This is a genomic window from Gardnerella sp. c11Ua_71 (genome assembly GCF_055818025.1).
Genome location: NZ_JARFVR010000001.1, coordinates 39,999 through 63,973 on the forward strand (window position 1 = coordinate 39,999; position 23,975 = coordinate 63,973).

16 protein-coding genes, 2 tRNA genes and 2 pseudogenes are annotated in these 23,975 nt (G+C 37.4%); 7 read left to right on the top strand and 13 right to left on the bottom strand.

The window, feature by feature from the left end:
* Window positions 1-56 precede the first annotated feature (56 nt).
* The 4 genes from P0106_RS00275 to P0106_RS00290 all read right to left on the bottom strand — a co-directional run bounded on the left by P0106_RS00275 (window position 57) and on the right by P0106_RS00290 (window position 3,731).
* On the bottom strand, window positions 57-950 hold the full coding sequence (locus tag P0106_RS00275) for an energy-coupling factor transporter transmembrane component T family protein (protein ID WP_473730300.1): 894 nt from the start codon (window positions 948-950) through the stop codon (window positions 57-59).
* A 2-nt stretch (window positions 951-952) separates the two neighbouring features.
* Window positions 953-2,530 carry an ABC transporter ATP-binding protein gene (locus P0106_RS00280; protein WP_116772934.1) on the bottom strand — a complete coding sequence of 526 codons (1,578 nt, stop codon included), beginning with the start codon at window positions 2,528-2,530 and terminating at the stop codon, window positions 953-955.
* Window positions 2,531-2,708: 178 nt separating this feature from the next.
* Window positions 2,709-3,311 (bottom strand): ECF transporter S component, encoded by a 603-nt coding sequence (locus P0106_RS00285; RefSeq protein ID WP_116772935.1) that lies wholly within the window; start codon window positions 3,309-3,311, stop codon window positions 2,709-2,711.
* A 346-nt stretch (window positions 3,312-3,657) separates the two neighbouring features.
* Window positions 3,658-3,731: transfer RNA gene (locus tag P0106_RS00290), tRNA-Pro, on the bottom strand.
* 134 nt (window positions 3,732-3,865) lie between these two features.
* Between P0106_RS00290 and P0106_RS00295 the strand changes: the two genes are divergently transcribed.
* Window positions 3,866-4,963, top strand: coding sequence for a DUF998 domain-containing protein (locus P0106_RS00295; RefSeq protein ID WP_101887863.1), 1,098 nt, complete (start codon window positions 3,866-3,868; stop codon window positions 4,961-4,963).
* A 92-nt stretch (window positions 4,964-5,055) separates the two neighbouring features.
* On the opposite strand, the gene glgX is transcribed toward P0106_RS00295, so the two are convergent.
* Window positions 5,056-7,194, bottom strand: a complete 2,139-nt coding sequence (gene glgX / locus P0106_RS00300; protein WP_415682107.1) for a glycogen debranching protein GlgX — start codon at window positions 7,192-7,194, stop codon at window positions 5,056-5,058.
* Window positions 7,195-7,426: 232 nt separating this feature from the next.
* On the opposite strand from glgX, the gene P0106_RS00305 reads away from it, so the two are divergent.
* From P0106_RS00305 to P0106_RS00330, 6 genes and pseudogenes are all read left to right on the top strand, one after another.
* The gene (locus tag P0106_RS00305) at window positions 7,427-7,888 is read left to right on the top strand and encodes a YraN family protein (RefSeq protein WP_020760171.1); all 462 of its coding nucleotides are present in this window, start codon (window positions 7,427-7,429) and stop codon (window positions 7,886-7,888) included.
* A pseudogene (locus P0106_RS00310) lies at window positions 7,888-8,404 on the top strand (magnesium chelatase domain-containing protein); the annotation flags it as partial. The gene P0106_RS00305 and the pseudogene P0106_RS00310, both read left to right, overlap by 1 nt.
* Window positions 8,405-8,592: 188 nt before the next feature.
* Window positions 8,593-9,573: pseudogene (locus tag P0106_RS00315) on the top strand (YifB family Mg chelatase-like AAA ATPase); the annotation flags it as partial.
* Window positions 9,570-11,084, top strand: a complete 1,515-nt coding sequence (gene dprA, locus P0106_RS00320) for a DNA-processing protein DprA (protein ID WP_464401462.1) — start codon at window positions 9,570-9,572, stop codon at window positions 11,082-11,084. The pseudogene P0106_RS00315 and the gene dprA, both read left to right, overlap by 4 nt.
* 29 nt (window positions 11,085-11,113) lie before the next feature.
* Entirely contained in the window at window positions 11,114-13,105 is a 1,992-nt protein-coding gene (locus P0106_RS00325; protein ID WP_473730301.1) for an FAD-binding protein, read from the top strand.
* A 66-nt stretch (window positions 13,106-13,171) separates the two neighbouring features.
* A tRNA-Leu gene (locus tag P0106_RS00330) sits at window positions 13,172-13,258 on the top strand.
* Window positions 13,259-13,340: 82 nt separating this feature from the next.
* Here P0106_RS00330 and P0106_RS00335 read toward each other — a convergent pair.
* From P0106_RS00335 to P0106_RS00370, 8 genes are all read right to left on the bottom strand, one after another.
* The gene (locus tag P0106_RS00335; protein ID WP_410313885.1) at window positions 13,341-14,198 is read right to left on the bottom strand and encodes a Nif3-like dinuclear metal center hexameric protein; all 858 of its coding nucleotides are present in this window, start codon (window positions 14,196-14,198) and stop codon (window positions 13,341-13,343) included.
* A 68-nt stretch (window positions 14,199-14,266) separates the two neighbouring features.
* Entirely contained in the window at window positions 14,267-17,368 is a 3,102-nt protein-coding gene (gene polA / locus P0106_RS00340) for a DNA polymerase I (protein WP_473730302.1), read from the bottom strand.
* A 122-nt stretch (window positions 17,369-17,490) separates the two neighbouring features.
* On the bottom strand, window positions 17,491-18,279 hold the full coding sequence (locus tag P0106_RS00345) for an ANTAR domain-containing response regulator (protein WP_103013114.1): 789 nt from the start codon (window positions 18,277-18,279) through the stop codon (window positions 17,491-17,493).
* Between the two features lie 227 nt (window positions 18,280-18,506).
* Complete coding sequence (menA, locus tag P0106_RS00350) at window positions 18,507-19,595, bottom strand: 1,4-dihydroxy-2-naphthoate octaprenyltransferase (RefSeq protein WP_101890139.1); 1,089 nt, start codon at window positions 19,593-19,595, stop codon at window positions 18,507-18,509.
* Between the two features lie 57 nt (window positions 19,596-19,652).
* Window positions 19,653-20,426 (bottom strand): energy-coupling factor transporter transmembrane component T family protein, encoded by a 774-nt coding sequence (locus P0106_RS00355; RefSeq protein ID WP_473730303.1) that lies wholly within the window; start codon window positions 20,424-20,426, stop codon window positions 19,653-19,655.
* Between the two features lie 18 nt (window positions 20,427-20,444).
* Window positions 20,445-22,262, bottom strand: coding sequence for an ABC transporter ATP-binding protein (locus P0106_RS00360; protein ID WP_004112503.1), 1,818 nt, complete (start codon window positions 22,260-22,262; stop codon window positions 20,445-20,447).
* A gap of 108 nt (window positions 22,263-22,370) precedes the next feature.
* Entirely contained in the window at window positions 22,371-22,952 is a 582-nt protein-coding gene (locus P0106_RS00365; RefSeq protein ID WP_116437199.1) for a tryptophan transporter, read from the bottom strand.
* 121 nt (window positions 22,953-23,073) lie between these two features.
* The gene (locus tag P0106_RS00370) at window positions 23,074-23,700 is read right to left on the bottom strand and encodes a hypothetical protein (RefSeq protein WP_101890136.1); all 627 of its coding nucleotides are present in this window, start codon (window positions 23,698-23,700) and stop codon (window positions 23,074-23,076) included.
* Window positions 23,701-23,975 lie beyond the last annotated feature (275 nt).

Genomic DNA, 23,975 nt, shown 5'->3' on the forward strand with positions numbered 1-23,975 from the left:
GCTCATATTATGAATACTATCTATAAATATGTACGCATTGTAATTTTCACAATGCTTTACATATGAATAAACGCATTATGCCAATATCCTGTTTGTATTGAAGCATATAAAGCAATAGTAGGAACAGCAATGCAAATTACATAAAATATACAATCGTATGCTGTTAACTTCGATTTTCGTGCTGGAACGCGTTTAATACTACTTCCAAAAGCCCTAGCTTCCATAGCTGTAGCAAGCTTAGTGCCTCTGCGAATAGATAACACAAGCAAGCCAAAAGATTGCGAAAGCATGCGCTGTAAGGCTTTACCATCCGATATACCACGAGACCTGCGAGCTAAACCAAAAGCACGCCAATCATTTTGTAATAGACTAAACATTCTCAATCCAGCTAATGCTCCGTACACAAATCGTGGAGAAAAATGCAAAATCTGCACTAAACCATCTGCTAAATCAGTTGGATCTAATCCAATAGCTAATATAACGCCTGGAACTGCTACAGATGCAACACGAACAAAGGTACAAATTGCCAAATACAATGATCCTTGACTTATATGCATCCAGCCAAACTTAAATATATCATCTCCAGAACTTTGACCATATAAAAGCACCGATATAAAACTACCCGAAGCAGCAATCCAAACTGGCCAAGTATGGCGTAAAACATACCAAGGAGTTACTCCAGCAATTGCAAATAACAGTACGTCTAAACCGAATGCAATAGAAGATGAAACAATATCTAATGTAACGAACATAGGCAAGCAAAGTAGTAGCGCTCCAATAAAACGACTTATTGGATTGAGCTTACGAATAAACCAAGAAGGCGAAACTAGTCGTTCACTTTCTAAACGTTTAGAAGACGCTGTTACATCAATATGCGAAACTTTTAATAAATTTTCAAAGTCTTTAACTTGAATACTAGACGATTCTTCTGCACTACTAGTTTTATTCACTTCTACTCATTCCCTTCGCTATAGTTATGAGCGGACTCTACGATTTTTTCGTACTCAACTCTTATTACTCTTGCCTCTAAAGACTTTACAAGCTCATCATCGTGAGTAACCACAATCACCGCTGAGCCACTATCGCGGATTTGCGCAATAAGTTTCACCATTGCTGTCCAAGTTTTAAAATCTTGCCCAAAAGTAGGCTCATCCATAATAACAACACGTGGAGCAGCAGCTAAAAGCGTAGCTACAGAAAGTCTACGTTTTTCTCCTCCAGATAATGTATAAGGATTAGCAAGAGCAAAACGCTTCAAATCCATACGTTCAAGCATGCTATCGACAATATCGTAAGATTCCTTTTCGCTTTTTCCTTGCTTTTTAGGCCCTACAGCAACTTCGTCTCTTACAGAAGATGTTATGAATTGATGTTCTGGCTCCTGAAACACCATGCCAACTCGCCCTAGCAATTCTTGACTTTTCCAAGTAAAAAGATTATTTTTACGTCGTTTTGGCACATACTTTTCCATCATGCACACACTGCCAGCAATTGGTTTTAACAAGCCTGCAAGCGTTAACGCTAGCGTAGTTTTACCAGCACCATTAGGTCCCATTAAAGCCGTTACTTCACCAAAACGAAAAGCTACATTAACATGTTCAGCTAGGGGTAAAGTTCTTCCAAAAGAGCAATCATTAGTATAGAGCGCTACAGATTCTTCCGTATCTTTGATCTCGTCTTTGATCTCATCATCGCAATGTTTAGGAGCAAAAGATTTAACTGTTCTTCCTGGAACCCAAGCACCACCTTTTGCAAGCATATCGCCATACTTTTCAAAAACATCCTCAGGCTTACCGTCTGCAATAACGCATCCTACATTTGAATCATTATTATTTTCGTTTTTTCCAATAACAATAACTCTATCAATCAAATCCAGCCACACATCAATATGATGTTCAACTACAATCATTGTAGAACCTGTTTTTTTAAGAATATTCGCTACAGCATCATGCACTTGCTGAACACCTTCAGGATCAAGATTAGCTGTAGGCTCATCTAAAAGCAGCAATCCAGGATGCATTGCAAGCACTCCTGCTAAAGCAAGACGTTGCCTTTGGCCTCCAGATAAAGATTGTGTTGAGCGTCTAAGACCCTGACTTCCTTGAGTAATATTGTCTAAACCAACAGCTTTTAGCGAAAGCTTTACGCGATTCCAAGTCTCTTCGCTGTTAACTCCAAGATTCTCACTTCCAAAAGCTACATCGTCGCCTACTCTTTCAAGAATGATTTGTGAATCTGGATCTTGCATAACAAGTCCAACTTTTCCGCGAGCATCTCTAGCATGAACACCACCGATTAGAAGGCTACCTTCTTCCATACCTTCTGTTTCATCGCCTAAAACACCTGCTAAACCAGCCATAAATGTGCTTTTCCCAGCGCCAGAAGCACCTAAAAGCAACACATGTTCACCAGGCTTAATATCAATATTTACATTCCTCAACACAAAATCTTTGCGAGTAGCGTGTCTCCAACCCCAGTTTTTAGCAACTACGCTAGCTGGAGTCCATTCAGTTTTATTCACAAATTGCATACAAACAAACTTTCATTGCATAGCAAAATCTAAAATATAAAAATTGCATAACACAATTTCAAAAATATAAAGTAAAACAAATACGAAATATAAGCATCATACGAGTAAACTACCGTGTTTTGTACTTTTTACACAAAACACGATAGTTTACAAGCTGCAATGAGTATTTAGATATAACTCACACTAATGCTTGAGGACGGCCTGATTCAAAACGATCAAGCACGCCCGTTGCAGCTAATGCCTTTTGAACAAACCACACTACAACGCCTGCAACAATAAGACCAGAAATAATAGAAGTAATTAGATTTGCAACAATATACTGAGTACTCCAGCCTTGACCGCCGCTAACCCAATTATAAATAAAGCAAGCTACGCCTGCTAACGATCCAGATATTGCAGTGGAAAGCAAATTCCATGTTTTATACATAAAGAAAATGAATGCAAGTTCAGCGCCAACACCTTGAATAATGCCGACGATTAACGATCCGCCAACACCCCATTGATTTCCTAACATAAGTTCCACAAAAGCAGCAAGAGTTTCAGCAAACAATGCAGCACCAGGCTTACGCACGATTATTGCAGCTAAAGGTCCAGCAAAAAGCCAAAAACCATTAGATAAACCTTCAGCACCAGGCAATAGGCTTGCAAAAAGATTAGTAGGAGCTGCGCACACAATATCCCAAGCCCAGAATAATACGCCAGATGCAACAGCGATAATAGCAGCTATGACGATATCAAGAATACGCCAGCGATTAGAATGTTCAATTGAAACATTAGTCATAATAAGTGCCTTTCTTCAATATTAAAAGATTTGGGCACGGGGAAAGAGCGACATCCGTTGCTAACATTACTTAGCACACGTTCAATCGGTCGAAGCTTTCGCTTCCTCTCAGCCAAAAACGGCTCCCGAGTCAAATATTTATAATCACAATGTAAGAATCCAACGCAAATAATGCATCAAAAACTCACCTTTTCAAGAATACACATAGAGTACTTTTTTGTATAGTAAGTGTTGAAAATGCAAATACGCAATTTTGTATAAGCACATTTATATAAGTACACAACTACGTACACAGTTTGATTAAAAATTACACAAAAACAAGCAAATACAAGCGAATACAAAAAAGTCGGGGTGACAGGATTCGAACCTGCGACATCCTGCTCCCAAAGCAGGCGCGCTACCAAACTGCGCTACACCCCGAGGCTTCCAAGCTGACTACCAGCTCCAAGCACAATCAACTACAATAGCGCACATCGCAGACAAACGCAAATTTGCAACACGCGCGATAGAATATAAATAGCATTGAAAATAGGCGATAGATTTTAGAGGTTAGCATGGGGCGTTTTCAGCGTGCAGAAGCGGCTGGATTAATAGCTTTTTTAGCTTGTGCAATATTCAGCATAGTCGTAATGTCTGTATACATGAAAACTATGCCAGCGATTTGGCAAGTTACGCAACGATTATTTACGGTAGCATCTGGAATAGTGGCTATTTGCAGCATGTGTACTTTTGTAGTCGGATATTTAAGAACACACAAAGAAATACTTAAAAAGAATTGGCTACAAATTGCAAAACATGCTTTTGAAATAATCGCATTATCTACGATTTATGGCGCAACAATGCTGCTTATGTCTTTCGCTCTGCTTTCTATAATCAATAGCATTATTGGAAGAAGCGCAGTAAACAGTTATCTTCCTGTACTTTGTTGTGCTTTAAGTGGAATTGTTGGATACGCAACTCTGGTTCAAGCGGAACTCTTAGAGGCGAAAACCGTTGCATCACTGCTACCACTATTTGTGATTTCTGGTGCAGCAACAGCTGGATTGACATCCGACGACCCGTATTGGTACAACAATAACTTCTCTCAACTAGGAGATAAAACAACATTTGCTGCAAGCATGTTTAATGCTACGCTGATTTTATCTGGAATATGCATTATTATTACAAGCTACTTTGCTATAACAGAGTTCGTTGCCACTCAGAAAGAAATTTTGCAACATAAAGACACTAATATTACAAAACACTTTAAAACTAGAACCACCATTATGGCTACATTACTAATTTTGGGGGGAATTGCGTTTATTGGCATAGGAACATTTAGATACACTCCTCACCCAGTTATACATGATTTATGTGCAAGAGGTGTTACTGGTCTTATTTGCACTATGCTTATTTGCCTTCCTTGGCTTGCTCCTAGACTTTCTAAAACATTCTACGTAGCTTCAGATTTAGCAGTAGTCCTTACCGCATGGGTTGGAAACCAATGGGTGCAGGGTCATAACACATTAACTAATGTAGAAGCATTATCTTGTTTACTCTTTTTAGGATGGATAATAGTATTTTCAAGACAGGTCGCTGCAATGCAAAGCGACCGTTTGCAAATTAAAATAAATGAACATTCTAAAAACAATATTCAATATGATATAGATTAATCAATAAAAAAGTTGAGGCTTAGAATCTAGTTTTTAGAATCTAAGCCTCAATTAGTTTTATATATGAAAATTAGTTTTATATATGAATATTTTTATGCTAGATTATTTTCTTCTTGATTTTCGCTCATAAGCAGAAGGAAACTTCGCGATTGAGCAACAATATTGAATCCTGATTCATAATGCAATTGCGGTCCTTTTGGATTATGAGTGTCCACAACAAGAGTCCACTTTTCACCATAATTCTTATCTGGCAAAGTAAATGTTATAGGCTCATAATGCGCATTGAAAATAAGAAGGAAGTCATTATCTACCATTCTGCTTCCATACCAATCGGTTTCTGGAATATCTGAACCATTCAAATAAATCATTACCGAAAGAGCATGAGTATTACTCCATGCCTCCATATCCATAACAGAACCAGTATGATCAAACCATTCTACTTGTGGAATCTCTGAAACATCATCCCCTGGTTCTCGACCAGTAAAGAATCTACGCCTGTGAAGAACAGGATGATCTAGTCTTAAATGAATAAGCTTAGAAACAAAATCAAACATATCTTTTTGTGTGGAATTAAAATCCCAATTAATCCAAGAAATAGTATTATCTTGGCAATATGCGTTGTTGTTTCCATTTTGAGTACGCATAATCTCGTCACCAGCGCAAATCATAGGAATGCCCTGGCTCATCAACAAAGTTGAGAACAGGTTTCGCATTTGACGTTGACGAAGTTCGTTAACATCGTGAATATTAGTAGGACCTTCTACTCCACAATTCCACGAACGATTATCGTTAGCACCGTCGTTATTGCCTTCTTTATTCGCTTCATTATGCTTTTCGTTATAGCTCACCAAATCGTTCATAGTAAAACCATCGTGAGCGGTAATAAAGTTCACAGAAGCTACAGGCTTACGTCCATTTTGCTCATACAAATCCGAGCTTCCCATAAGTCGGCTTGCAAATTCAGGCAAAGTCGAAGGCTGCGAGCGCCAAAAATCGCGTACACAATCACGGTAGCGACCATTCCACTCGGACCAGCTTGGAGGGAATCCTCCAACTTGATATCCTCCTACGCCAATATCCCAAGGCTCTGCAATAAGCTTTACGCTAGAAATAATAGGATCCTGCTCAATAATGTCGAAGAATGCAGAAAGCTTATCTACTTCTTGGAATTGACGAGCAAGCGTTGCTGCCAAGTCAAATCGGAATCCGTCTACGTGCATTTCAGTTACCCAATAGCGCAAGCTGTCTGTGATTAGTCGCAACGCTTTAGGAGAACGCATAAGAAGCGAATTTCCAGTACCAGTAGTATCGAAATAATGTCTCTGATCGTTATCTACAAGACGATAGTATGCGCGATTGTCGATTCCGCGGAAGCTTAAGGTTGGACCTCTATCGTTTCCTTCAGCGGTATGGTTGTAAACAACGTCTAGAATAACTTCCATTCCTGCAGCATGGTACGCCTTAACCATTGCCTTGAATTCGTTAACTTGCTCGCCGCGTTGTCCAGAACTCGAGTACGAATTCTGAGGAGCAAAGAATCCAATGGTGTTATATCCCCAATAATTGCTTAATCCCTTATTTTGCAAGAAAGAATCATTTACAAACTGGTGGATAGGCATAAGCTCAATAGCAGTAATACCAAGCTTTTTTAAGTAAGATATTACACTTGGATGAGCTAAACCTGCGTATGTTCCACGAATTTCTGGAGGAACATTACGATTTAAATTCGTCATTCCTCTAACATGAGCCTCGTAAATCACGCTATCGTGGTACGGAATCATTGGATGCTGGTCGTTACCCCAATCAAAATATGGGTTAATAACAGCTGCTTTCATAGTGTGATCTGCAGAATCCAAAGTGTTCATTGCGGCTAAATCATCTGGATTAGCAAACCAATACGAAAATAGGCTTTCGTCACCGTCAATATTGCCTTCTATTGCCTTTGCATAAGGGTCCAAAAGAAGTTTGTTTGGATTACACCATAATCCATGATTTGGATCATACGGTCCATGCACACGATAACCGTATCTCTGCCCTGGCTGTATTCCAGATATGTAGGTATGCCAAACGTAAGAATTCTGCTCGGTCATATCGATGCGAGTCTCATTGTCCTGCTCGTCGAACAAGCATAGCTCAACATGCTTTGCCACCTCAGAGAACAATGCGAAGTTCACGCCTGCACCGTCGTAGGTAGCTCCAAGCGGATACATAGAACCTGGTCTAATTTGCATAATTCAAGTATTGCATATATTTATATAGTTTTCATTAATACTGTAGGCGATTCTTTATAAAAGATGAAAAAGATTCAAAAATAATCACAATTAACGCATAATAAAAAAAAAATATGAATTATATTTATGTGCTAATTCTCCTTTAAAACCAACGCAACACGCCAAAAGCATCCTTTAACCACATTGATTAAAAAATCTGGTAATTCGTTTTTAGTGTTGATGAAATAGCAACATGACATATAAGCAAAACGAATATTACACGGATGACGTGGGATTAAAAGAAGAAATTTTAAATCGCATAGCAGAAATTGAAGTAGAACTATGCGATTTTTCAATCCCTAATAAAACAATAGGAAATCTTGGAGAAGAATACGCATCTCTAAAACTAATTCTTAAAAATTGGATTCTATTGGACAGAAATTGGCATAGTCGTTTTGGAGAGCTTGATGTTGTGATGATGGATCCGTTTGGAAGAATTGTATTCATAGAAGTAAAAACGAGACGAAGCGTAAGATTTGGAACTCCACTAGAAGCGGTAACAAACGAAAAATGCTTAAAAACACATAAAGCTGGATTTAAGTGGTTAGACGAGCATAACTTTTTTAAACACAGAAAAATACGATTCGACGTTGTATCAATACTAATTTCAAAAGATAAAAATATTCAACTACGTCACATTTTAGGAGCATTCTAATGGTTATTGGAAACGCATTATCTGTAGGATTACTGGGTTTGAAAGCCTTTACAATACAATTGCAGGCATTCATATCTAGTGGATTGCCAGGATTCTCTATTATTGGTCTTCCTGACACCTCTTTAAGCGAGGCGAGAGAACGAGTTAAATCAGCATATACGTCTTTACGCTGCGAATGGCCAGAAACAAGATTAACAGTGAATCTTTCACCTGCGTCTATGCCAAAAAGTGGAGCATCTTACGATCTTGCAATTGCAGCAAGCATACTTAGTGCTAGAGGAATTATTCCACTTAACGAGCTAGAAAATACGATTATTTTAGGAGAACTTAACTTAGATGGGTCAGTTCTACCAATTCAAGGCATGCTACCAATTTGTTTATATGCCAAGCAAAAAAATATTACAAAAATGATTATTCCCTACGAAAATCTTTCAGAAGCCAAGCTGATAAATGGAATTGAAGTAATTGGGATTAAACACATTTTAGATTTGGTAGACGAACTAAACGGGAAATTAGAAAACAAGGCTAGACCAATTGCCGAAAAGAACAGAGAACGAGCATTAAAAGCAATTAACCCTTATGATCATCTTCATATTAAAGAAATCGATAATACAAGACTCTATTCCAAATCAGCGCTTAACGATAATACGACTTCAAACATGAATAATACGGATAATGTTGATCCAATAAAAAGCGCCAATCCGCTAGGAGAAATCGGTGATATGTCGGAAGTATTAGGGCAAGAACACACAAAGTGGGCATTGCAAGTAGCGGCAGCTGGCGGACACCACGTTATGATGATTGGACCTCCAGGATCTGGTAAAACTATGCTGGCATCTAGAATGCCAAGCATCATGTGTCCACTAAACGAGCAAGAACAGCTTGAAGTGGCATCTATTAGGTCACTTTGCGGAACACTACCCTACTATGGAATAACAGATGTTCCGCCTTTTGAGGCACCTCATCATACATCTTCTGCAGCATCTCTTATAGGAGGAGGCGCAGGTCTAGCCAAGCCTGGAATAATAACTCGTGCGCATTGTGGAGTTTTGTTTATGGATGAAGCTCCAGAATTCTCACCAAGAGTTTTGCAAACTCTTAGAGAACCATTGGAATCTGGTCATATAGCTGTTTCTAGATCTAAAGGAACAACATTATATCCTGCTAAATTCCAACTTGTTATCGCAGCAAATCCATGCCCATGTGGATACGCATATGGCAATGGCGAACGATGTACATGCAAAGAGAAGGAACGAATACGTTATTTTTCTAGACTTTCTGGACCAATTCTAGACAGGATTGATATTCAAATGGATGTTCCACCTGTAGAAAAAATTATTACTTCAAAAGCGCAATTAGAACATGGATCTAGTCAAATGTCAGAAAAAATTCTAACTAGTGCAATGATGCGAGAAAACGTAAAAAACGCAAGGCTGGTTGCTCAAAATCGTTTTAGAAAACTCGGCTGGAGTTGTAACGCTCAAGCGTCTGGAACGTGGCTTAGAAAATACACATCTAAATACGCTATTGAGTTGATTAATAAATCACTTGAAAACCACAAGTTGAGTTTACGCGGAGCAGATCGAGCTTTAAGGCTTGCATGGACTTTGGCTGATCTTTATGGGCACACTTCTCCAGATTTAACTGACATGGCTCAGGCAATTAGTTTAAGGACCAGAATATGAACAGTATTAGTAGCATAAATGGCAATAACAATACTTACAGAATAGATGACGATACTTTATCGCGCGCAATACTCACATTTTGTATTGATGGCGCAGACGCAATAATGTACACGCTTGTAATAGGGTCAGTAAACGCTGGCAGTATTGTGGAAACACTTCACCTTATTTGCGAATCTATAAGTGAATCTATTGGTAAAACAAAAAACAAGCAACTAGAGTTAGATCTGCAAAATAGCTGCTGTCAAGATGATTTTTACATAGACGTATCTTTAGAAAATCAGACTAAATCGAATTTAAATGATTTAGAAAATGATGGAAAAATTCTTAATATTATAAAAAATCACTCGAAGGTTTCTGTTTTAGAAGAATATTTTCTAAAAGGTCTTAAAATATGGGGAAGCAATAATGCTGACAATAAAATTGCTATTAACAATTTTGATATATTACACAAATCCATTAAAAAATGGTGTTTAAGACTAAAACAATTGCCTTCTTGGGATTCAAATCAACTTAAAAGATGGTTTAGTTCTAACGGAACGCAATGGATTATTTCACCAAACAGTAAATATTGGCCAAAACAGCTACAAGATTTAGCAACACAATGCCAAGTAGCTCCCCCATTGTGTTTGTGGGGAATTGGAGATCCAAACGCACTTATTCAATGTAAGCAACCACTTGCAATTGTTGGCTCTAGAGGTTGCAATGACTACGGATACGAGCTTAGCTTTACATTCGCTAAATCGTGCGCTAAAAAGGGGCACACAGTTATTTCTGGCGGAGCTTATGGTATTGACGCTGCAGCTCATTGGGGAACCTTGGATGCTTTAGACTCTCATGCAGCAAATGTTAATCCTGTTGGCAAGACAATTGTTGTTTTTGCTGGAGGTTTGAACAAAATGGGACCTTCAAGCAATGCTCAACTTTTTGATGCGATTCTTTCTAGCGGCGGAGCATGTATTAGCGAATTATGCCCAGACACTACTCCTGTTGCACGTAGATTCTTACTCAGAAATCGCCTTATTGCGGCTATTGCCAGCAAGGTAATAGTATCTCAAGCACGATTACGATCTGGAGCTTTAAACACAGCAAACTGGGCAAATAGCTTAAATCGCGAGATTTATTCTGTTCCAGGAGATGTAACATCACCGAGTAACGCTGGATGCAATATGCTTATTCACGATGGGAAAGCTATGATGATATGTTCACAAAATGATATAGATAGTATCTACCCTAATTCACACCATTATTTGCCACACTCTTTAAGCAATAACAATATTATTCCAAATACGTGTAATGATTTTCAAAGAATTATATTGAAAGCAATTCAAGAGTGTAAGAGCAAAAAAATATGCGCAAACATTGACAATATACACGCAATCATGCTTCATACAAACTCAAATAATGATTTTTCAATATCTAAGATTTCTGGAGAAATAGCAATTCTTGAATTAAATGGAATAGTCAAAAACCAAAATGGTGTTTTTAGTTTAAATAGGAAAAATCTTAAATAAAAAGCAGAAAATATGAGAAAATAAATGTTATGCAGTCAAACTTGAGTCAGCAAAAAGAAAATACTACTACAGTTAAAGAAAAAACTGTACAAATACAAGTAGAGCAATCATCATACGATGTTGTGATTATCGGCGCAGGAGCAGCAGGACTTTCTGCAGCACTGGGATTAGTGAAATCTGAAGAATATAAAACGCTAAAATCTCAAGGAAAACAGCCTAAAATATTAGTGATTTGCAAGCTTCAAGCGTTAAGGTCTCATACAGGTTCTGCCGAAGGCGGAATCGCAGCATCATTAGGAAACATAGAAAAAGATTGCTGGCAATGGCACTATTACGACACAGTTCACGGTGGAGACTGGCTAAGCGATCAAGACGCAGCAAAAATGCTAGCAAAAGAAGCTAGAGATACAGTTATTGAACTAGAACACTTTGGAGTTGCCTTTTCTAGAACAGAAGATGGTCATATTAATCAAAGATTTTTTGGTGGGCATACTGCCGACTTCGGCCAGCAGCCAATTAGACGAGCTGCGTACGCTGCAGACAGAATTGGACACCAAATTCTATACAGTCTATGGCAAAAATGCATAGAGGAAAATATTAAAATCGAAGAAGATGTTTATGTAACAGATCTTGCTATAAACCACAAATCCAATAGCGTAGAGGGCATAATCGCACTAAACGAAAAAAGTGGAAAAGTAGAAAAAATATGTGCAAGAAATGTTCTTATAGCAACTGGCGGAGCTGGAAGACTATTTTCAACAACATCTAATTCCTGGGATTTAACTGGGGACGGAATGTCTTTAGCACTAAACGCAGGATTGCAACTAGAAGACATAGAGTTCATACAATTCCATCCGACTGGTCTAGCTCATACTGGAATATTGCTTTCGGAAGCAGCTCGAGGAGAAGGCGGCGTTCTTAGGAATTGCAAGAATGAAGCATTTATGAAAAACTACGACGACACGCATGCGGATTTAGCTCCAAGAGATGTAGTAAGCAGGTCGATTGTATCAGAAATAGATGCTTTAAGAGGCGTTGAAGATACTACTAGCAACATTGATAGAAAAGATTGCGTATGGCTAGATATGACTCGTATAGAAAAGCAACATATGCTAGAAGCTCTTCCACAGGTTGTAGAAACTATTGAAAAATACGCTCATCTTAATCCATCAAAAGATCTTATACCTATTAGACCTACAGCGCATTACACGATGGGGGGAATACCCATATCACTTAACGGGCAAGTTTATAAACTGGTTAATAATAAAAAACAGAGAATAATAGGATTATATGCCGCAGGAGAATGCGCATGCTCGGGAGTACATGGAGCCAATCGCCTTGGCGGAAACTCTCTTCTTGATGCATGCCTGTTCGGAAAACTAGCTGGTAAGTCTATTGCAAAAGAATTAAAAGAACAAAGTCAGGAGAAAAGTCAGGAAAAACACGAGGAACATACAGCAGATACATCAAAAAATGTGTACGATAGCACTCCTAATACTTTTGAAAATCTAGACAAATTATCAGAAAATCGTGTACAAGAGATAATCGGTCTTATTCAAAATACAAGTACATCTAGCAACACAACAAACCCATATAATCTACTAGAAAAACTAGAAAATATTATGGAAAATGCTGCAGCGGTTAGGTGCAGTGAAAATACCCTTAAAGATGCTTTGCAAAAAATCGATACGATTATTATTCCGCAAGCTAAAATTCTTATTTTACATTCACAAAATCTTGTTTTTAATCAAGAGCTAATTGCTATTTGGGAATTACAAAACATGATTACGCTTGCAAAATCGGTTCTGCAAGCATCACTTGCAAGACATGAATCTCGTGGAGCATTCACAAGATTGGACTATCCAAAACGTAATAACAATCAAAATCCACAACATTCTATAGTGGATTCAAGCGGTGAAGTACAAAATATTCCAGTAATAATTGTCGATTTTGACCCAAACAAGCCTATTAATCATCAAAATAAGGATGAAATTAACAAAATTATGACAAAAATAGATTAATTTTCAACACGCCGAAGCAAAGAGTTAAAAAAGATGTTATAGTTCTATCTGTTGTCTAAAACACCCGTCCGGGTGGCGGAATGGTAGACGCGCTAGCTTGAGGTGCTAGTGCCTATTTGTACAGGCGTGCGGGTTCAAGTCCCGCTCCGGACACGGAATGAAGTCTTGCTGAGAAATCGGCAAGACTTTTCTGTTTTTTCATATTCATATCCGCTAATCGCGCTGATCGATCACTCTAATTAATCACATAATTCCAAGGGTCGAAAGCTCTACCAATCCAAGAAACATCCAACGATTCACCAAAATTCTTGTATATAGAATCATGAACATCTTGCACAGCATACTTAAACCACAACGACTCAATGGCACTATGAGGAGTGTTTATAAGCATAGGCTTAATAATATTAGAGTGCGTTAGTTGCGATTCATAAATAGCTTGCTCATACGCGTCCGTTGCAGGATGATGCCTTAAATCACTTGTTACATACACATCTGCTCCGCAAGCGCGAACTTCATCAAATAAAGAATCACCTGAACCTGGAAGAACAGCTATTTTGCTAACCATAGCATTAATATCTCCACACACTTGAACGCCTAGATTAGTAGTAGGCAAAGCGTTAAAAACGCGTATAGCAAACTCTTTAAGCGTGATTTTTTGCTCAAGCACTCCAACTCTACCAAGACCAAGAGAAAGGTCATTATTACTTGCTGGAACAAGAGGATGCAAATCTTTAAGACCAAAAGCATTAGCTGCAGCATCCGCCACTCCCCTAAAAGCCGCATCCGCATTAGTGTGACCAACCCACAAGCCACAACGATTTTCAATAAGCGTCTGAACTATTTTTCCTCGAACAGAAAAACCAGAAACTTCATGAACTGACCTAAAGAATAAAGGATGATGAGAAACAATCAAATTAGCACCCATTTTGCACGATTCTTCAACAGCTTCTAAAGTTGGATCAGATAAACAAACTATCTTATTCACATTATCCATAGGATTTCCAACAATTAGTCCAGGATTATCCCAAGATTCAGCAAGATTTAGAGGATATAAGTCTTCTAAAACCCTAACAACATCAACTAAAGTTGCCATATTCTACACCTTTACAATAAACCTACAATAAACCTACATTGGCTTTACAATAATTCTCACAAATAAAATCAGTGAGCAGCAAGCTGCCAGTCAGCTCCCAATCCAGTAGACACATTAAGCGGAACGTCTAGCTCAACAGTATGTTCCATAGCGTTTTTAACAATATTTTCTACAATATCTGCTTCGCCATGTGCTATTTCGAGAACAAGTTCATCGTGTATTTGCAAAATCACACGACTTTTTACTTTAGCTTCTCGCAAATCCTTATCTACTTGAATCATTGCAAGCTTCATAATATCTGCAGCACTTCCTTGAATAGGAGCATTTAAAGCTGCTCGCTCTGCAGCCTCACGAGATGCCCTATTCGTGGAATTTAGCTTAGGAAAATACCTTCTACGACCAAACATCGTTTGAGTATATCCAAGCTTTCTAGCTTTATCTACTAAAGACTCCAAATAGTCATGCACGCCACCAAAAGTATTGAAATACTTTTCTTTAAGGACTTCTGCAGCAGCAGGACTAATAGAAAGCTGTTTTGCTAAACCATAAGTACTCAGCCCATATGCCAATCCGTAACTCATTGCTTTAACATGCGATCTCTGATCTGAGCTAACTTGTTCAACTGGAATCTTATAAACCAAGCTTGCTACAAACTTATGAAAATCAACACCAGACTTAAAAGCTTTAATAAGTGTTTCATCTGCAGAGGCATGAGCCATAATTCTAAGCTCTACTTGAGAATAATCACAACTCATAAGCTGATCGTATTGGTTTCCTGGAATAAAAGCAGCTCTAATTTCCCTACCAACCACATTCCTATTCGGTATATTTTGCAAATTTGGGTCCGAAGAACTTAAACGCCCAGTAGCTGCAATAGTTTGTTCAAAAGTGGTATGAATCCTGCCATCTTCATATCTTGCAGAATCAATAAGACTCTGTACAATCTGCTTTAACTTGTTTGTCTCACGATGTTTTAGCAAAGCCCCCAAGAATTGACTAGCTTTTTCATCTGGATCAATTTTTGCATATAATTCTTGCAATGCTTCTGCATTAGTAGTATAAGATCCACTTTTCGTTCTTCTTGTAGGCTTTAAACCCATATCCTCAAACAGCAATTGTTGAAGCTGCTTAGGACTTTGCAAATTTATCGGCTTGTTTGCTACATCCAAAGCCATTTTTTGGGCAAATTGAGCTTCTGCCGCAAAATTATCTCTCATAGATACGAGCCTGTTCATATCTACGGCAGCACCTGCATCTTCCATGCCTCTTAAGACCCTAGAAACAGGCATTTCTACATCGACCATTAAGCCTGTTTGTTTACGTTCATCTAGTTTTATAGCATATTGCTTTGCCAACAATCTTATTGTTATAGCAGTTTCCAAAATACGCTTTTCTTGCTTTTTACGCTTATCCTCTTCTTGATTTAACTCTTCAGGATTATCACTATCTTCTAAAACAAAATCAAGCTCTCCTTGTGCAGGCTCTTCATTAGATTTTTCATTTTCTACATGAATATTTAGAACGTGTTCCGCCATATCTTCAATATTTTCATTGCGAAAATCTGGTTCTATCAAATAAGATGCTAAACGAGTGTCAAGTAATGGATTAAAAGAGTAATTATTATCTACAATTTTCAGCGATTTAAGAAGAGCTATATGTTTTTTGTAGTCATGCAAAACAATTGAAGATTCATACATTTTTATGAAATCTTTTAGCTTGTGGCAGATTTTATTACAATCTTCGCTAGAATCCTCATTAAGAACATCAGAATACACAATTGCAGCATTATTTTGCGATAGCATTACTAGCACATCTGCATAAATACCAAACTGACTGCTATTATTTGGTTTTTGCAATGCATATATAACTAGTTCTTTGTGATCTTTAATAGTTTTTGCACACTCTAAATCATTTCTTATAAGATTTAAAGAAGGTTTTTCTTGAGACTCAAGTAATTCAAACAAATCTACGGTTGCTTTAGATTTATATTCCGTATTCTCTTTAACTAATTCTGACGATTCATTTGACTCACTTTTCTCAATACATGGTGAAACGAGATTAATCCAATTATCTAAATCAGATTCTGAATAAATTTTATGAATATTTATTTTATCTACTATAGTTTTGAAATCCTCTAAATCATCTGAATTATCAGACTCTGTAGAACTAACATCACTGCCAGCATGAGTGCTTCCAGCAGAAATCATCATCTTAATGTTCTCTTCTAAAAGCTCTTTGCTTCCACGCGTAAATTCTTTTAAAATCTTCCTTCTACTGCGAGTACCAAATTCGAGTCTTTCAAACAATTCGCCAACCGACGCGGCATCAACATTTCCAAATTCAAGATCATTAATACTAACACCAAGATCTAAATCTTTAACAAGAGTATTTACTTTCTTATTTAGACGAATCTGATCTATGCTCTCTCGCAAAGACTCACCTTTTTTGCCAGTCACCTGATCCGCGTGTTCTATAATGCCTTCTAATCCACCGAATTGATTAATCCACTTTGCTGCATAACCATCGCCTACTCCAGGAACACCTGGAATATTATCGGAAGTTTCTCCTCTAAGAGCTGCTAAATCTGAATATTGCTTAGGCGCAACATTATATTTTTCAATAATCGCATCAGTATCCATTTGTTTTAAATCTTTAAAATGCCTGCCTGGATACAAAACATTTATATATTCATCAATAAGTTGGAACGCATCACGATCTCCAGAAAGAACAAGAGTCTTATATCTAGCTTTAGCGCCCATTGTGGCTAAGGTTGCAATAATATCGTCGCCTTCATAACCCTGTTTTGTAATATATTTAACACCTAATGCATTGAGCAATTCTTGTATAACAGGAAGTTGAGCTAGAAGCTCTTCTGGTGCAGCTTCTCGAGTTCCTTTATATTGCGGCAAAAGTTTATTCCTAAAAGTTCCGCCTTTAACGTCAAAAGCAACAGCAAGCTTATCTGGTTTTTCTTTTTCAATAACCTGAGAAAGCATTGTTGAAAAACCCCATATTGCATTGGTTGCAAAACCAGATTTTGTTGAAAAATTATCCGCAGATATTGCGTAAAAAGCACGAAACGCAAGTGAGTGGCCATCTACCACCAACAACGTTCCATTTTCATCCTCATTATTCAAAGAATCCTCGTTTGCAACGATGCTGGCATTCACTTAACTACCCACCTGCGTTCTCGTAAAATAAATTTTTTATGAAATTATTTGCCATAATTGACACAACTATCAATTATGGCAACTACAAAATATTGTTTTTAAATACTGCTTTGAAATACCGTTTATGCTTCTGCAGATGGTTTTTCTTCACCATACTTAGCAATAATAGCCAAAGCAAGACGCTTCTTTGGAATACGCTGATCCATAGAAGTTTTTTGAATCCAACGGAAAGCACCCTGCTCTGAGAATCCAGCTTTGTCCATAAGCAAACCTTTTGCCCTGTCTACAAGCTTACGCTCTTCAAGAGTATCTTCAGCCTTCTTAAGCTTCTCTTCTGCTTTACGAAGCTGATCTTGCGCATCCTGTAGCTTATTTTCAGTACGCTCAACACTATCTAATAAATCGTTAATTTCACTAAACCTACCCATAGCTACTTCTAGAGCAGGCAAAAGTTTTGACTCCTCATACGGCTTTGTAACATAAGCCATAGCACCAGCGCCAGTAGCTCTCTTAACTAAATCAGATTGAGAAAAAGCAGTGAGCATAACGACTGGAGCAATATTCTCGTCACAAATAGTGGCAGCCGCTTGAATACCATCTACTACTGGCATCTTAACGTCCATGCAAACAACATCTGGATGGAATTGACGAGTAAGATTAACCGCTTCTTCTCCATTAGCTGCTTGTCCTACAACCTTGTAGCCATTATCTTCCAACATTGCTACAAGATCCATACGGTTCACTGCCTCGTCTTCTGCAACTACAACAGTTTTTTCAGCATTTTCTTTTTTGCTTTCACTGTTATCATCGTCTTTTTTAGGACTAGACAACTCAGCCGCATCTCGCAACTCATCATCGGTAAGCACAACTGGCAACTTCCCCATCTCTTCATCGCTGGTTACAGCAGACATTTTACAACCTCATTTCCTTACCCTAAAACACAAGGCAACAGCGCTATGTATTCCACTAACACACATTTTGCACACTCTAATACATGCCAGCTTTGCGGTCATTGCGTGAACCAGCATCATGCATATTTATTGCACAAACACTAAAAGCACACCGTGCGCGTTGCCATACGATTTTACTAGTACGCATGTATAAAATACATTATAAATCGCTTTTTAATGCGGTAAAGCTAGCATGCAAATATTGACAATACAAAAGTCAAAGCACCAAGCATTGCTAAAGATACGCATATTGGAAAAGCATTAGCATAATTCCCACGCATAATCGCATATGTTAGCGAATACGCTTTTTTAATAAACATGCAGGTAATCAATAGTAACAAAACGCAGCAAACAATAAACACGCCCTGATTAAACAAGAAGCAATTTATTCTAAAAGTATTTTTATTCAATCTGGCTACATTCCAAATTATTGCCATAAACTTAGTAAAAAATATATTAAGAAAAACATAAACGCTTTGAAGAAGCGTAAACATAATTACAACAGAAACGAATATAATTCGCCCTATATTCTCCCCAACAATTGACATTGCTGTAAATTTTGCGTGTTTTGTATCGCTTTCTATATCTCTTAAATTGTTAATCATCATAAGACAAGCAGAGAATCCGCCTGGAATAATGGACAATAACACGCAAAACACAATTTGCGGAATGCTCGCTGTTGTTATTGATTCTTTAGGAAAACCACTTCCAAAACTAAGAGCACACAATGTCCCTAAAAATGCAACAGGTCCAAAGAATAGAAATGCGCTAAATTCTCCCCACCCTCTATATCCATATGGATGCGATCCTCCTGCATAAAACCACGCTCCCATAAGGCAAACTAATCCAAGAAGAATAAATATCCAAATTCCGCTTCTAATAGTAATGATTAACCCAAAAACGCATGATATTAAGGCAGATATGCAAACAGCATACAAAACTGATTTTGGCTTAATACCAGCATCAGCAAGTCTCCAAGATACATCACATAGTGCTTTGCTTTTTGCGCTTACATCTCGCTTAGATCTTTGATCATCTAATCCGCGCAAACCATCACAATAATCATTCGCATAGTTCACTGAAATCTGCATAGAAGCAGCAACACCTATACACAATAGTGATTGAATAACGAAATTTTCAATATTATAAGGTTTTACAACTATTTGGCCACTGAATAAATATCTTGCAAAAATCGAAATCGCCATAACAACTGGTACTATTCCGATTGGAAGAGTATAAAGTCTTGCACCTTTAAGCCAAACCTTTAAATTATTCATCAAAAATCGCCTAGATTCTAGAATTTTTTAACTTATTCTAGATTAGTTTAGACTATTTTAAATAATTTGTGGAGCTAATACAGATACAACTATAGGCAAAGCAATCATAATCGCAGATATTACAATAAGAACAAGCCCACGCCATCCAAAAGTGTACTTTTTATAAGATGACTTACGAGTGCGCAAATAGAATCCACGTTCTTCCGCAGCCAAAGCACAACTATCGGCTTTACGAACAGACAAAACCAAAAGAGGCACAATCAAAGGCATCATGAGCTTAATCTTTTTAAAAGGATTCTTAGTATCGAACTCAACTCCTCTTGACATTTGAGCTTCCGTAATCTGAGACATTTCGTACGCAAAAATAGGAACAAAACGCACAGCTGTAGTAATAGTAAAAACATAACAGTAAGGAACATGTAGATATTGAACAACAGCATTAGCTAAATCGTTCAATTTTGTAATGCTAAGAACACTAACAAGAGGCAAAGCAAAACAGAATAGTCTCAAAGATGCTCTTGCAGCAACAGAAATTCCTCTTGATGTAAACCACAAGAACATATAATTTCCACCCTGAGCAATAATCGTTTGCAAAAAGAACATTACAACGCCGAGAATAAGCATTGCGCGCACAAGAGGAAACAGAGTTTTAAGAATCCCAGCCATAGCCATAGCAACAAGAATCAATACTGCAATAGTTACAAGAACGCTAAATTGTTGAGCTATAAAAGCAGACACAACAACGCTTATAGCTAATATAAGTTTTGCAATAGGATTTGCCTTGTGCAAGAAAGTTGAACCAGCATTATAAGTAAGAATCTTAGTTTGCATAAAAATCACCCATTTGTTTTACAAATTGCAACTCTTTTTAAGAGCATTAACCAACATATCTCTTTTATACAATCCTTTACACTTAGCAAAACCATTTTTAACTAAGCCCTGAGATACAGCGCACAAAAGAGGAGCACATAAAGCAGCTTCATCGCAAATACTCTTATTCTCAAACACATGACTTATGCTTCCGTCTTCAAGAATATGTCCATCGTTTACTACGATTAAACGCGTTGCAAAATCAAGAACCACTTCCATATCGTGACAAACCATTATTACGCAACAACCATGGTCTCTAAGGTCTTCTACAACTTGCATAATTCTCAAGCATTCCATGTAATCCAGTCCGCAAGTAGGCTCATCTAACACAAGAATCTTAGGTTTAGTTACAACAGTTGCAGCCAAAGCAACCATCTGACGCTGACCTCTAGAAAGCATAAAAGGGCTAGCATTAGGATCTAAATTAAGCTTTTCAATCACTTGCATAGCATGATCATTAGCTTCTTTAACAGACTCACCTAAAAGAATACAACTAAACGCTACTTCTTCTAAAATAGTATCTTTACAAAGCTGACGATCTGGGTTCTGGAAAAGAGTCGAAACATAGTGAGCAATTTGGCTTATTTTCATGTTGCTAGTATTTTTGCCATCAATAAAAATACTTCCACTACTTGGCTTAAGCAAACCGTTTATTATCTTAGTAACAGTTGTTTTTCCAGCACCATTTCTTCCAACAAGAGTTACAAGCTCCCCAGGATAAGCGTCAAAAGACACGTTTTCTAAAGCACTAACACCACTCGGATATGAAAAACTAACATTTTGCAAAGAAAGACATGGTGAAGAATTTTGTGCTAAGTTTTGCGATGCATTGGAAAAGTCGAAAGCAGCCGCACATTTATCTTCATCGCATTCACTATGTGAATCATCATGTGAAACTAAAGAATTTCCACTATTAATCGTATTAACAATAGTATTTACTGTATCTTCTACAGACACAGGCAAATCGCTTTTAGAGCAAACACTCTCACGCTGTAAATCATTAACCAAATGCGTAGTGCGCGGATAATTTATTCCAATAGAATAAAGCAAATCCATATTTTTTAGCGCTTGTCCAACAGGCAAATCCAGTGATAAAGTGCCATTAGAAAGCACAACCAAACGCTTGCAATACTCGCTTAAAAGCGCCACTTTCTGCTCAATTACAACAACCGTTATTCCAAAATTCTTATTCAAATCTTTAAGAATCGAAAAAATCATTTTAGAAGAAACAGGGTCTAAAGCGCACGTAGGCTCATCTAACACCATAACTTTAGGTTTTAGCGCAAGAATAGCAGCAATCGCAACTTTCTGCTTTTGACCTCCAGAAAGAGTGTCTAAATCGCGGTTGCGCAAATCACTAATGCCAACAATTTGTAAAGCTTCATCGATTCGATTCGGTATTTCATTGTGTGCAACACCAAAGTTTTCTAGACCAAAAAGAATCTCATCTTCTACGTTTGCAGCCACCATTTGCGCATCAATATCTTGGATAACTGATCCAATTAAGCAGGCTATATTAGTTAAAGCAAGATTTTTAGTTTCTTGACCTGCAATCTTAACGATTCCAGAAAGTTCTCCAGAATAATGATGAGGAATAGCACCAGAGAAAATAGAGGCAAGAGTTGTTTTACCAGATCCAGATGGTCCAATAATTCCAACAAATTCGCCAGCTTCAATACTAAGACTTATATTGTTCAAGGCAAAAGTGGAATCTTGTGCCTTTGCAGAGTCTAAAGAATCATCCTTATTATGATTCAAATATTTAAAAGATACTTCCCTAAGCTCAAGCAAAGACACAACAATTCCTAACTCTTAAAAACCCAACAATACTATGAACATTACTTATTGATTACTCTCTGATGATTATATGACTTACTGAATATCATCTAAAATAAATTCAAATACTTACTTGTGTAGAACGAGTCGAATTGGAGTATAAAGAACTTCAACAACAACAGCATTAAACACAGCAGTTCCAAAAATGATTGGAAGCATAACAAGAATCGTCTTAGGAGAATGAAGAACAAAGAAAGATGCAGTAGAAGCAAATATTAAACCAGAAACAACTGTAGTTATAAAAGTTGCTATGAGTGGGAAAATACTGAACTTTCTAGCAGCATCCTTAGGGAAAACGTGAACATAAGCCATAATCATCAAAGTCATAACAATTGCTGCTGGAATATCGCAAACATAATTAAGACCAGGAATAGATGCGTTAAATTGCATTAAAGTTGCAGCCAAAGCGCCAATAATCGCACCTTGAATAACATTTGGACGAACCAGCAAAATCGCAAGGCAGAATGATGCGATTAAAAAGTTTGGTTTAATATTTCCAATTGAAAGCGCTTTTGCGACTGTAAAGTCAAGAATGCATCCTGCTGCAAAAAGAACAGCAACCAACACCAAAGACGTAACATCTAAAGCATGCTTTTTAATGCTTACAGCATTAATCATGCTACCTGCATGTCCATTAATTTCCTGATTCATAATCTTCTCCTTTATGTTGCGATAATCAAGTTTTAATTATCGACTTTTGTTATTTATATATGTTTTGATATTTATTTATATTGATTTAAATTAATTTGTTTAATTATTTTTCAATTCTGATTTACTTATGCAAAACGAGTCGAATTGGAGTGTAAAGAACTTCAACAACAACAGCATTAAACACAGCAGTTCCCAAGATGATTGGAAGCATAACAAGAACAGTGTTTGGAGAGTGAAGAATAAAGAAGGATGCGATTGTTGCAAAAATCATTCCAGAAATAACAGTTGCAACAAACGTAGAGATAAATGGGAACACACTGAACTTTCTAGCAGCATCCTTAGGAAAAGCTTTTAAGTATCCCATAAGCACTAACGTCATAATGATTGCTGCTGGAATATCGCAAGCGTATTCAAGACCAGGAATCGAAGTGTTAAATTGAATCAAAGTAGCAGCTAATGCGCCAATAATCGCACCTTGAATAACATTTGGACGAACAAGCAAAATAGACAAGCAGAACGATGCAATAACAAATTCTGGCTGAATATTTCCAATCGAAAGCGACTTTGCAACTGTAAAGTCAAGAATACATCCTGCTGCAAAAAGAACAGCCACCAACACCAAAGACGTAATATCTAAAGCATGCTTTTTAACATTTACACCTTTAAGTAAATCCGCAGCCTGATTAACACTAGATTCAGCAGAAGTAAATGAGGTTTCCTGCTTAGTTTCATTAATTTCCTGAGCCATAATTTTCTCCTTTTATGTAGATTTTTATGTTGATTGTTTTAAACAATTTTTTAATTGTTTTTTATGTTTATAGATTTGTTTTAGACGTAAAATTAATCCAAATAGATTTGGCTTTCTGGAGATATAAAAAAGACCTCCAGGTTTACCCTAGAGGTCTTTTACAAGCCTAAACAAGCAGCTTCTAAAACTTTAGAGTAAACTACGCCAAAGAGAAGTCTGCCACCACCACATACGAGCAGCATCAAAAGTATCGCGAGCTTGAGCATTCATGTTAC

Bases quoted from the DNA above. Each gene is read 5' to 3' on its own strand.
- P0106_RS00280 (WP_116772934.1), bottom strand. From the start codon at position 2,530: ATGCAATTTGTGAATAAAACTGAATGGACTCCAGCTAGCGTAGTTGCT.
- P0106_RS00285 (WP_116772935.1), bottom strand. From the start codon at position 3,311: ATGACTAATGTTTCAATTGAACATTCTAATCGCTGGCGTATTCTTGAT.
- P0106_RS00295 (WP_101887863.1), top strand. From the start codon at position 3,866: ATGGGGCGTTTTCAGCGTGCAGAAGCGGCTGGATTAATAGCTTTTTTA.
- glgX (WP_415682107.1), bottom strand. From the start codon at position 7,194: ATGCAAATTAGACCAGGTTCTATGTATCCGCTTGGAGCTACCTACGAC.
- P0106_RS00305 (WP_020760171.1), top strand. From the start codon at position 7,427: ATGACATATAAGCAAAACGAATATTACACGGATGACGTGGGATTAAAA.
- dprA (WP_464401462.1), top strand. From the start codon at position 9,570: ATGAACAGTATTAGTAGCATAAATGGCAATAACAATACTTACAGAATA.
- P0106_RS00325 (WP_473730301.1), top strand. From the start codon at position 11,114: ATGCAGTCAAACTTGAGTCAGCAAAAAGAAAATACTACTACAGTTAAA.
- P0106_RS00335 (WP_410313885.1), bottom strand. From the start codon at position 14,198: ATGGCAACTTTAGTTGATGTTGTTAGGGTTTTAGAAGACTTATATCCT.
- P0106_RS00345 (WP_103013114.1), bottom strand. From the start codon at position 18,279: ATGTCTGCTGTAACCAGCGATGAAGAGATGGGGAAGTTGCCAGTTGTG.
- menA (WP_101890139.1), bottom strand. From the start codon at position 19,595: ATGAATAATTTAAAGGTTTGGCTTAAAGGTGCAAGACTTTATACTCTT.
- P0106_RS00355 (WP_473730303.1), bottom strand. From the start codon at position 20,426: ATGCAAACTAAGATTCTTACTTATAATGCTGGTTCAACTTTCTTGCAC.
- P0106_RS00365 (WP_116437199.1), bottom strand. From the start codon at position 22,952: ATGAATCAGGAAATTAATGGACATGCAGGTAGCATGATTAATGCTGTA.
- P0106_RS00370 (WP_101890136.1), bottom strand. From the start codon at position 23,700: ATGGCTCAGGAAATTAATGAAACTAAGCAGGAAACCTCATTTACTTCT.